General features: G+C 62.2%; 8 protein-coding genes. 3 read left to right on the top strand and 5 right to left on the bottom strand.

Going from position 1 to position 11,124, the window contains the following annotated elements:
• Positions 1 to 183 precede the first annotated feature (183 nt).
• The gene (locus tag VGM51_18315; protein HEY3414993.1) at positions 184 to 804 is read right to left on the bottom strand and encodes a hypothetical protein; all 621 of its coding nucleotides are present in this window, start codon (positions 802 to 804) and stop codon (positions 184 to 186) included.
• Between the two features lie 282 nt (positions 805 to 1,086).
• Here VGM51_18315 and VGM51_18310 point away from each other — a divergent pair, with 282 nt between their 5' ends.
• Both VGM51_18310 and VGM51_18305 read left to right on the top strand, forming a co-directional pair.
• A complete protein-coding gene (locus VGM51_18310; protein HEY3414992.1) occupies positions 1,087 to 3,807 on the top strand; it encodes a tetratricopeptide repeat protein in 2,721 nt (906 codons plus the stop codon).
• Positions 3,808 to 3,925: 118 nt separating this feature from the next.
• A complete protein-coding gene (locus VGM51_18305; protein ID HEY3414991.1) occupies positions 3,926 to 4,618 on the top strand; it encodes a CDGSH iron-sulfur domain-containing protein in 693 nt (230 codons plus the stop codon).
• Between the two features lie 241 nt (positions 4,619 to 4,859).
• Here VGM51_18305 and VGM51_18300 read toward each other — a convergent pair whose 3' ends face one another.
• The 3 genes from VGM51_18300 to VGM51_18290 form a co-directional block, all read right to left on the bottom strand.
• Positions 4,860 to 5,159, bottom strand: coding sequence for an ATP-dependent Clp protease adaptor ClpS (locus tag VGM51_18300; GenBank protein HEY3414990.1), 300 nt, complete (start codon positions 5,157 to 5,159; stop codon positions 4,860 to 4,862).
• 99 nt (positions 5,160 to 5,258) lie between these two features.
• A complete protein-coding gene (locus VGM51_18295) occupies positions 5,259 to 6,563 on the bottom strand; it encodes an alpha-glucosidase/alpha-galactosidase (GenBank protein HEY3414989.1) in 1,305 nt (434 codons plus the stop codon).
• 130 nt (positions 6,564 to 6,693) lie between these two features.
• On the bottom strand, positions 6,694 to 7,194 hold the full coding sequence (locus VGM51_18290) for an MGMT family protein (GenBank protein ID HEY3414988.1): 501 nt from the start codon (positions 7,192 to 7,194) through the stop codon (positions 6,694 to 6,696).
• Between the two features lie 339 nt (positions 7,195 to 7,533).
• On the opposite strand from VGM51_18290, the gene VGM51_18285 reads away from it, so the two are divergent.
• Positions 7,534 to 8,418, top strand: coding sequence for a sigma-70 family RNA polymerase sigma factor (locus tag VGM51_18285; GenBank protein HEY3414987.1), 885 nt, complete (start codon positions 7,534 to 7,536; stop codon positions 8,416 to 8,418).
• A 91-nt stretch (positions 8,419 to 8,509) separates the two neighbouring features.
• Here the strand turns inward: VGM51_18285 and VGM51_18280 are convergent, their stop codons facing one another.
• Complete coding sequence (locus VGM51_18280; protein HEY3414986.1) at positions 8,510 to 11,062, bottom strand: dockerin type I repeat-containing protein; 2,553 nt, start codon at positions 11,060 to 11,062, stop codon at positions 8,510 to 8,512.
• Positions 11,063 to 11,124: the final 62 nt, after the last annotated feature.

Genomic DNA, 11,124 nt, shown 5'->3' with positions numbered 1-11,124 from the left:
AACGCCAAGCTCATCCAGATGGGATTCTCGTCTCTCGCGGAGAGATACCACGCGCTTAAGTCTGAGTGAACCGCCCGGTGCGGACCCGCATGCCGGGTGGTGTGGGAGGCGGGGCCGGTAACGACCCCGCCTACCCGATTCCGGGGAGAGGTTATCCGCAGAGTGCGAAGACCGCGCGCCAGGCTATTTCTTGTCCGAGCCGGCGGCTGGGACCATGCCTTGAGGGGCGCGCGGAACCATCGGCTTGGAGGCGGGCGCCGGGACGGGCTGGCCCGCTGAGTCCAGACGGAAGATCCTCCACAGGCCGTTCTTTTCCTTGCCGAGACTCAGAACGTTAATGGTCCGAATCTGGTTTGGTCCGCTCTTGCCACTGCCGGCAGGGAAGACCCGGCGCATTTCCACCGTCGCCGTGTCCGGTCCCTTTTTAGTTTCCTTGCCGACCCGCAGATTGGTGCTGACGGCAGGCTCAACGTTGAGGGTTTCGACCAGGAGCGTCTTGTAGGTCGCTGCATCAAGCCCTTTGCCATCCGGGATGAGCTTGTTCATTTCGGCTGCGAAGCGCGTCCAGTTGAACGCGTCCGAGATGCCTTCCTTGTCCCTCCGGCGCATCGCCGCGATGAGGCGGCTGACAGTCTCAGGGGGCGTTTTGGCCGCCGTGCCCACCTTTTTGGGCGCGGCCTTTGCAGCACGTTTTGCGGGGGGCTTCGCCGCCTTGGACGGGGCGGCAACCGCGGGTCGACAGGGCGCGAGGGCCGCGATCGCTATCATAACCAGGCCCGCGCGCAGGGTAGATCTAAAGAGCATTGAGTCCTCCTTGAGTTCGGCCCGGAGATGGGCGCCGACGTCATTATAGGACGAGGACCCAACCAGACACTAAACGGGACGATGTTCACGCGGTTGGGTTCCATTTGAGTGCGTTTACGAGCGCCCGGAGGGCGGACACGGAAGCGCCCGGCTGTATGGCCTTCGGCGGACCGTCGTTGGGACGAGGGCGCGCCGGATTGACTGCGAGCGCCCGTTACCCTAATAATTTCAGCGTGAGGCCTCGTTTCGGCCCCCAGAACACCACACACCGAAAGGTCAACCATGAACATACGTCGCGCCCCGCGCGCTTTCGCCGTACTTCTGTTGCTGCTGCCATTCGCGGGCTTTGTTCGCGCTCAGACACCGTCGGCTGCGGATACAGCCCGGGCGAAGGCGGCCCAGGCCCAGTTCGAGCGCGCGGTGAAATCCATGCAGGCGAAGCGGTACGATGAAGCCCTGAAGGGGTTCCAGCAGATCGTAGCAGCGTTTCCAAAGGTGGCTCCCGCCTGGGTCAATATGGGCGTTATCTACCGCCTTAAGAACGACCCTGGCCGCGCGGAGACGATGCTGAAGAAAGCTTTGGCGATCGATCCCAAGAACCCGATGGCGATGCGGGCGCTCGCGGACACCTATGTGCTTCAGCACCGGTGGGGCGACGCGGCTCCGTTGCTGCGGCGGACCGTGGCGGCGGCGCCAAAGGATCCGCTGGCGCGGGCCGCCCTGGGCGAGGTCGAATACGCGCTTGGAAACCGGTCGGCCGCCGAAAAGCAATTCCGCGTGGCGGTTCTGCTTCGACCGGATTTCATCCCGCTTCACCGGTCGCTGGCGACGCTTTACGCCTCGCAGAACCGGAACGAGGACCTCAAGCGCGAGCTCCTCATCATCGCGAAGACCTCGCCGAATGATCCGCAGGTGGCGTTCAGCCTGGGCCTGATGTACGCGAAATCGAACAAACCGCGCGAGGCGCTGGCGCAGTTTCAGAAGGTGGTCGCGCTGGACCCGTCGAACACTGTGGCGGCAACGAACGTCGCCCGGTTGCAGGCGCAGTTGGGCGAGACGAAACAGTCCTCGGCGATGTTCAGCAAAATTCTGAAGGATCACCCGAACGATCCCGAAGCGAATTTCGCTGTGGGTGTGGCGGCATACAACCAGAAGCGGTACCCGGAGGCGGAAAAACGCTTTCGGAAGGTGCTGGAGGCGCCCGGGACCAACCGCCGCGCGGCGGCGCGCATGAACCTGGCCGGCGCCCTGGTGTTTGAGAACAAGGGCAAGGAAGCGGCGGCGATCTACGAATCGATACTCAAAGAAGATCCACGGAACAAGCAGGCTTACGGCATGCTGGCCTACGCATACCAGCGGTCCGGAATGAACGACAAGGCGAACGAAACGTACAAGCGCCTGCTCGCCGTGGATCCGAATAATACGTCCGCGCTGCAGTCGGCGGCGATCGCCGCGCAGTTCGGCGGGAAGCCTGACGAAGCGATCCCCTACTACGAGCGCCTTCTCAAGGTGAAGCCGAACGATCAGATGAGCCTGAACATGCTGTCCAGCCTCTACTCCGGCAAGAAACAGACGGATAAAGCGGTAGCGTTGTTCAAGCCACTGCTGGCCAAGGATAAGAGCAAACACCGCGATATCGCGAACTTCTATTTCCAGGGCGGCCAGCCAGACAAGGCAATCCAGGAACTCACCACCTGGACGAAGGAAGAGCCCAAGAACGTCGAGGCGTTTCTGGCGCTCGGCGATCAATATCGCGACCAGGCCAAGATGGATGACGCGAAGAAGATTTACGACATGGCGAAGAAGGCACAACCCAACATCGCCTCCCCGTACATCCGCCAGGCACAATTGCTGCAGCGCCAGAACAAGATTGACGATGCCCTGAAGGAATTGGCGTCGGCGCCCGCCAAAGCCAAGGATATCGAGGCTACGTACCAGATGGCGGGCGGGATGCTGGAAGTGCAGAAGAAATGGGACGAAGCGGTCGCGCAATATCGCCTGGCCGCCAAAGCGAACCCCAAGTCGACCATTTACAGGCCGCTGATCGCCCGCGTGCTGCTGGACGCCGGCAAGACAGATGAGTCCATCAAGGAATACAAGGCGCTGGTGGCTAAGGCTCCAAATGATGCGACGCTGCAATCGGGCCTGGCGAAGGCGCTGGAAAAGAAAGGCGATACCGCCGGGGCAATCGCCGCATACCGCAAGGTAGGAACGCTGAACAAATTCGACAATTCCTGGGCGACGGACGTCGCGCGTGTCCAGGAGGCCTCGGGCAAGAGCGCGGAGGCCGTCAACACGCTCATCAACGTCTGGGCGAAGCAGCCCGGGGATACGTTCATAAGCCAGCAGTTGGTCCCGATGGCCCAGCGGAACGGGATGATCGATACGGTCATTGCGGCGTATAACAAGGCCGCCGCGAAGGGCCTGCCGAATCCCAGCATTTATGTTCAGCTCGGCGACGCCTATGCGAGCAAGGATGGCGTTCTCATTCCGGAGACGAAAATCAACCCGCAAAGCGTCGCCAACGGTATCGGAACGTTCCAGGCGCTGGCGAAAAAGTATCCGAAGAACGAAGGGATCGCGAGAGCCTTTGCGACTTACGCCAGCGGGCGCGGCCACTGGACAGAGGCGGCGGAGGCTTACAGGGCGCTGATCGCACTGCGCCCGGAAGATGCCCTGTCGCGCACCGGGCTGGCGGATATGCTGGCGAAAGCCGGCGACCAGAAGAGCGCGGAAGCCGAGTACAAGAAGGTGTTGGCCAAGGACGACCGCAGTGTGACCGCCCATCTCGGGCTGGCGAAACTCTACGAGGCTCAGAACTCTCTGATAGGCGCTCGAAACGAATACGAGGCCGTTACGCGCATCGAGGCCACCAATCCGGAAGCGCTTGCCGCGCTGGCCCGCCTGAAGGCCCCCGTGGGCGCCGAGCCGGCGCCGGAGCCGGCGATGCCGCCAGTTACGCCACCCACACCGGCGGGGCTGAGACCATCGGTCGGGCGATAGGGATGGTTCGCGAATCCGCAGTGTCCATCCTGTTTGATGAACCGGGCGCCACGCCGCACCTCGTGTGGAGCGCGTCACGACGCGGCGCCCGAATCGCGCGATAGGAAGGGGAGAACGAATGACTGAACCCGTTAGGATCACGATCGCCAAAGACGGTCCCTATCTGGTATCCGGCCCCGCGCCGCTTACCGTGCTGGACATCGAGACAAACGCCAGGGGCGAGTCCATCACCTGGGCTGAGCGCCGCGAATTACCCGTCTCGGGGGAGTATCACCTCTGCCGCTGCGGCGAATCAAGAAACAAACCGTTCTGCGACGGTACCCATGCGAAGATCGGCTTTGACGGGACGGAAACCGCGAGCCTCGAGACGGTGATGGAGCAGGCAGACGTGCTGGACGGACCGACGATGCAACTCGCGGATGCCGAGGTCCTGTGCGCGTTCGCCCGCTTCTGCGACCCGAACGGGCGCGTATGGAACCAGGTGGAAGAAAGCGATGACCCTCAGACCAGGGCGAATCTCATCCGCCAGACCGGCAATTGCCCCGCCGGACGCCTGATCGCCATCGACAAGTCCACCGGAGAAGCGATTGAGCCCTCGCTGAGTCAATCAATCGGCGTCGTCGAGGATCCCGCGGAAAAATGCAGCGGACCTCTCTGGGTGCGCGGCGGGATCGAACTCGTTGGCTCGGATGGTACAAACTACGAGGTTCGCAACCGATTGACGCTGTGCCGGTGCGGCAGATCCGACAATAAGCCGTTCTGCAACGGGGCGCACGCCGCCGAGCCCAAGTTCCGCGACGGCCTGGCCTGAGGGGCGGCAACGACGAACGATGAAGGCAGAATGCAGTAGGCAGAGTGCAAAGCGCCCCGGTACAATCGTTCCAATCGTTCGCGTGGCACCGGCGATCAATCGCATCCTCTGCGTCGGATTCGGGGTTGTTGTCGATGAGATTCGTCGTTTCGCTCAGCATGACAGGGTGTGAGGTTTGTCATGTTGAGCGAAGCGACACATCTCGGCGTGAGGTGTGAGGCGGGTCTTGTGGGCGGCCAGGTCACTGTACCTCGAGTTTCACCTTTAGGCGGATATCCTCGAGGATCGTGGCGACGCGTTCGCAGTGCTCCAGATCGCCCTGGTAGACGAGGGCCTGACCTTCGGAATCCACGGTGTTGGCGAATTCGTATCCCCGCTCGAGGCTGCACCCGATCGCTTTCTGCAACTGGTGGGCGACATCGTCGAAGGTGTGTTCCTCATCATTGAACAGGATCACGGCCCACGGCGAATCACTGCCCAGCAGATCGCGGAGCATTGAGTCCGGAATCGATTCCGTTATTGGTTTACCGAGAGTCGCCATTAGTACCCCTACCCCATGGGGAAACGAGGAAATGGGGAAATGGGGGTACGCGCCGACGTATTTCCCCATTTCCTCATGACCCCATTTCCCTGTTTTCCTCTACCGCAAGCCTTCCGGGATGAATTCGCCATGCGCATCGATGAGCTCGTCCACAAGATCGACGATCTGATCCGGCACGAGTTCCGCGGCGGTGTGCGGGTCCATCATGGCGGCGTGGTACAGGCTCTCGCGATCGTTTTCCAGAACGGCGGCCACGGTGAGTTCCTGAACGTTGACGTTTGATCGAATGACGGCGGCGCACTGGCGCGGGAGGTCGCCGATCTGGGTGGGCTGAACGCCGCTGCCGTCCACGAGGCAGGGCACCTCCACACAGCAGTTTTCCGGGAGGTTGGTGATGAGGCCGTGGTTCATCACGTTGGCATTCACCACCCGCGGCGTGCCCGTCTCGATGCTGTTGATGATATAGGAGCCGTATTCGCGGCTGCGGTTATGTTCACCCAGTTCTTCTCCGGCGAGCAATTTCGCCTGGAGGGCGTTCCATCCGGCGATCTGGTCGCGGCAGCGGCGCGGATATTCGTCCAGCGGGATCTGCAATTCCTCAATCAGTTCCGGGTTGTCACGCTTTATGAACCACGGGACGTACTCGGCAAAATGCTCGCTGGACTCCGTCACTGCGTACCCGAGGCGGCGGAGAACTTCCATGCGCACGAGGTCATATTTCCACTTTTCGGTGTCGCCGATGGTGCCCTTGATGGCGGGATAGAGATCCTCTCCTTTATGCTCGAAGGACAAGTAGAACGACATGTGGTTGATTCCGGCGCAGATGTAGTTCACTTCCTCGAAAGGCACCCCTGCCCTGTCCGCAAGCTGTCCGGCGGTGCCGAAGACACTGTGGCAGAGGCCCACGGTGCGGATACTACTGCCTTCGCTGACGCCCCACGTGCACATGGCCATCGGGTTGGTGTAGTTCAGCAGCCAGGCGTCCGGGCACACCTCTTCCATATCGGCGGCGAACTCCAGCATCACGGGGATGGTGCGAACCGCGCGCATGATGCCTCCGATACCGAGGGTATCGGCGATGGTCTGGCGCAGGCCGTATTTCTTCGGGATTTCGAAATCCGTTACCGTGGCCGGTTCGTAGCCGCCGACCTGGATCATATTCAGAGCGTAGCCGGCTCCATCGAGGGCCTCCCTCCGGTCCAGATGGGCGGTGATGGTCGGCGTTGCGCCCAAAGTAGCCGCCATCTGATGGGCGACCTGCTCACTGACGGAGAGACGTTCCTGGTTAATGTCGTGCAGGGAGATATGGAGGTTGTCCCGAAATTCCGGGAAGCTCAGGAGGTCGCCGATGAGTGTGTTCGCGAATACTGTGCTACCGGCGCCGAGAAAGGTGACTTTAGGCATGTTCTAGCAGATCCTTACAGGTTGATTGGCGGCTATACCGGCTCATGGTACCCGTGCGGGCGTCGGGGTTGTCAAATCACGGGGCGGCAGACGGCGCCTGTTGAGCCGTGCAGGGTGGCCGCGCAGCCCATTAGTCTTTGAACGGGCCGAGGCCCTCGCGGGCGAGGAGTGCACGCTTGAGGTCCGGCCGGCCAGCGAATCCGCCGATCCGCCCCCCGGCGGCGATGACCCTGTGGGCGGGCACCACCACGGCAAACGGATTGTGACGGCAGGCGGTACCCGCGGCCCTCGCCGCCCCAGGGTAACCGGCCATCGCCGCCAGTTCTCCGTACGTCACGAAGTCGCCCCATGACACATTTTCGTAGAGCGCCCGGAGAATCGCCGAATAGGCGGGAGGCATGACGGTCCAGTCGATGGGGACATCGAAGCGGCGGCGATCGCCCTCCAGAAATTCGTGAATTTCGGATGCAACGCGACGGCCCAGCGGGTCGTCTAGCGCATATTGCAGCGGCATTTCAGCGGCGAACCCGACCTCGATCACAAGCCCGTTCCGAGTAGCGACCCAAAACGGGCCGAGCCAGGTACGGGCCCCAATTGTGAGACTTACGTCTTCGTGGTTTTCGACGGGCATTTGATTCGACTCTCCTCCGGCATGCAGACACAGTACCTTCGTCCTGTGACCGGGGACCAATGTACTATATCGCCGGCGTGTCTACATGTGATAGAATTGAGGCGACACGTCACCCGTGACCGATTGCGTCGGGCAGCCGGTGATAACAGGCCTCAGGCCTATATAAAAAATCAATCATTGCCAAATGGCAGATTTACTGGTATAATCGCGATGGACTTAACCTTGGGTTAATGTCTATGCGTCGCGGGAACAATCCAGTTTCAACGACTTCGAGGGCACGATTTCGTGCCCCGACGAGGGGACAGTTTTGTCCCAAACAACCCAATGGAGGGAACAGTCTTGGAAGCGTTGACAGAACCGAAGTTGGTAACGGAGAGGACGGCGGAGGCCGCGGAGCCCAAGGGCGTAGACGACACGGTACAGACCTGGCTGGAGCGCGCAGGACGCGCTCCGCTGCTTAGCACTGACCAGGTCATTGTGCTCGCCAAACGCATCGAACTGGGTGACGAGTCGGCCAAGGTCGCTCTGGCGGAAGGGAACTTCCGCCTGGTTGTCAGCATCGCCAAGCGATTCCGGGGACACAGCCTGCCTTTTGATGACCTTATTCAAGAGGGCAACATCGGCCTGCTGCGCGCCGTGGAGAAATTCGACTATCGGCGCGGGGTACGGTTCAGTACGTATGCTACACTCTGGATCCGCCAGGCCATCATCCGTGCGCTGGCCGAACAGAGCCGAAGCATTCGACTTCCGTACAATGTGGTGAACCAGGTGCGGCGCCTGAGCCGCGCCTCCGACACCCTCTTTCAATTACTGGGCAGAGAGCCTACCGAAGACGAATTGGCCAACGCCAGCGCGATGAGCGTGGACCAGGTCCACGATCTTCTGCCGCTGAACAACGAGCCGGTGAGCCTTGAGACGCCGCTAGTTGAAGGTGAAAGCACCAGTCTGGGAGATATTCTGGTTGACAAAGGCACAACGGAAGACGTGCCTCAAGAGGAATTGCAGGATCGCGTGGAGCATTTGCTGAGCGATCTGGATCCGCGCGAGCGGCAGATCGTGGAGCTTCGCTTCGGCCTGCAGGACGGAAGCACTCACACGTTGGAAGAGGTGGGAAAGCACTTCCACCTCACCAAAGAGCGCATCCGCCAGATTGAACACGGGGCCATCAAGAAATTGCGCCACCGCCACGCCGCCTCGATGGGCATCTTCAGGGCCCTGGTCTAGTTAACGGGCGGCTATGGGAAATGACGAAACGGGGAAATGAGCCGATAGGCGCTCGTTTCCCCGTTTCACCATTTGCCACTCCGATTTTTCATCAGGGGAGGTTTCCGTAGAGCCCCGCAACGGTCTTCAAGATGGCGATGACGTCCGCGACGGTTATGGCGCCGTCCGGCTTATCCGCGGGCCGGACGTCGCCGGTCTGTAACTGGCCGGCTGTGGGAACGCCCCGCCCCCTCGCAAACCTGGCCGCCAGAACGGCATCCGGCAGGTCCACTTCGCCATTGCCCGAGATGTCCCCGTACGGCGATTTGGTCACGACAACGCTCTGCGCCACGCGGCCGAGCACGTCCTGAACCGTCAGGCGGACGGAGTAGCGCAGCCGCGAGTTCAATCCGGCGGTATTCCAGTTGGCGATCAAGCCGGAGGCCACATTAGCCGTCCCCTGCGCGAAGACGTGATAGGAGGACGGCGGATCACCCGGACCGTACTCGAGCGTCCAATTCGCCAGAAGCGCACTGGCGGCGGTTCCGCTGATGGGGATGATTCCGGAGGCCGGCCCTGTCAGCAGATCAAGAAGAGCCACCGGAAGCGTCCGCGGCGCCCCGCTGAAAGGCAAGAAATGGATGTGATCGCTGACGGTGCCTCCCAAGCCCAGCGGATTGAGCGTGGGATGGTAGGGACCGGAGTCGGCGCCCCAGTAGTTCCCCACGGCTTCCTGCCAGTCATTCATGGCGGAATCCGCGAACGCCCCATTCGCTACGAGGTCGTTGCCGTCGACCAGTGCGCCTCCAATGGTCCGCGGTCCGGAGGCGTTGTCCGCAACTCCGTTTCCCGCGTTGCCCGTGATAAGGGAGCCCTTGACGGTGACCGCGACCGAGCCGGACAATTTGATCCCGGGGCCGGAACCGTTCAGGAATGCGCATCCGACAGCTGTAACGCCGGCGCCGTTCACATTGAGTTCCGCCGAGGCGTTAGCCCCTCCGTTGGACAGCGCGGCGGACGTCAGTGTGCCAGTGGAGCCCGGCTGGAACTGCAGACCGCCCCAGGCGCCAGCGAGGCCGCCCGTTCCGTCCAAGGTGACGACCGAGCCCGGCTGTCCCGACACGTTGAGCCGCCCGTATACGGAACAGGCTGCGCCGGATCCCATGCGGAGACCCGATCCAGGTTCGAAAGTGACCGTCGCGACGACCGGCACGATCAGATCGGCGGCCGCCTGGATGCGCTCCCAAATCGCGGCGCCATCCGGAATGCTGCCGCCGTCCACCCAGACGGTATCGTCCGGGGAGTTGCCCGCGACGGCATTCGGCCCGGCGTTGAATACCGGCAGCGCGGCGGGCGCCAGTGAAATCGCGCGATCGACAGATGTGAAGGTGTTGCCCGATAGCACCGCGACGTCACCCGGGTTTGCGAGCCCGATCCGCACTCCGGCGGCCGGATTACCCGTGTCCCCGCTCGACACGTTGTGAAATGTGCATCTCGTAACGGACAGGGTGTGTGTCTGGGTATCGGTGTCCTCGAAGTCCACCGCATGCCACTGGAGATTGCCGAAATCCGAGTCCGCGACCGAAAGCGTGGCTCCGTCCGCCAGTATACCCGGTCCGCCTTGCGCTCCCGCGCCATTGACCTGCGCCCGCGAAAGACTACCGGTAGCGAAGGCGTGCAGCCAGATGCCGTTCCAGGCCCCAGCGAGGGGACTCACTCCGGTGAAGGTGACGGGGCCGACAGCGCTGCCTGCGGCGGAGAGGGAGCCATATACATTCAGGGTCTGGTTGGCATCAAAGCGCATGGTGACACCGGGTTGTACGGCCAAGGTCACGTTCGACGCCACGGTTGGGCCCCCGCCGGACCCGGGCAGGACGGTGAGGTCGTGCTGGAGTGTGACGTTCTGAGAGACCGTTTGAAACGCGGGGAGGCTGAACACATCGCCGGGCAGGTTTCCGGAGAAGGCGGATGCGGTGGAGTTGAAGGCCGGCAAAGCCTGCGATTTCACCTGCACCGCAGGGCCCGAGTTTGCAGTGAGATCGTTTCCCGTGATGCTCACGACGTCGGTCAATAGCGCCGATTGAATATCGATGCCGCCTTTGCCCGCTCCGTGAATTGACGTGCCAGAGATAGTGACGGTGTGCCTGGCCAGAGAGTCTGTGGCAATGGCCAGGCCGAATCCCGCGCAGGAGGCGATTGCGGAGTTTGTGAGTGTGACGGTGAGCGGGCCTGAGGGGGCCGAAGCGGTTCCAATTTGTACGGCGGCGACGCTTCCCTGTCCCGCCCACTGAACGGCGACATGGTCGAGGGCCGCGGCGGCCGTGTTCAGGAATTGAAGCTGTTTCCACGCGCCCGCGACCGGAGACGGCGCGGTGGACGTGAAGATTATCGGCGAGCCTGCGGCGCCCAGAGCGGTCAACGTTCCGGCCACCTGCATCCGGCGGTTCGTGTCGAACTGCACCACCACACCCGGGTCGATCGAGAGGGAATGGCCCGAGTCCACCGTGAGATCGGTTGTGGAGCAGACATACGGGCTGCCGGCAAGGGTCCACGTCCCATCGACGGATCCGCCGACCGCAGTGGGACCGCACCGGGCCGGCGTGGCCACCGCAAAGAACGCGAGCAGGACCGGCGCGCACCGGTTCAAGGTGGGATTACGCTGCATGCTTTCATTCTTGCACAGGCGATCGCATTTGGCCACACCGGGCCTGCGGCGGGCCAGTCTAC

The organism is Armatimonadota bacterium (assembly GCA_036504095.1).
Lineage (GTDB): Bacteria > Armatimonadota > DTGP01 > JAKQQT01 > JAKQQT01 > DASXUL01.
The sequence above is the reverse complement of the archived record's forward strand: the minus strand, read 5'-3'. Positions and strand labels throughout refer to the sequence as shown.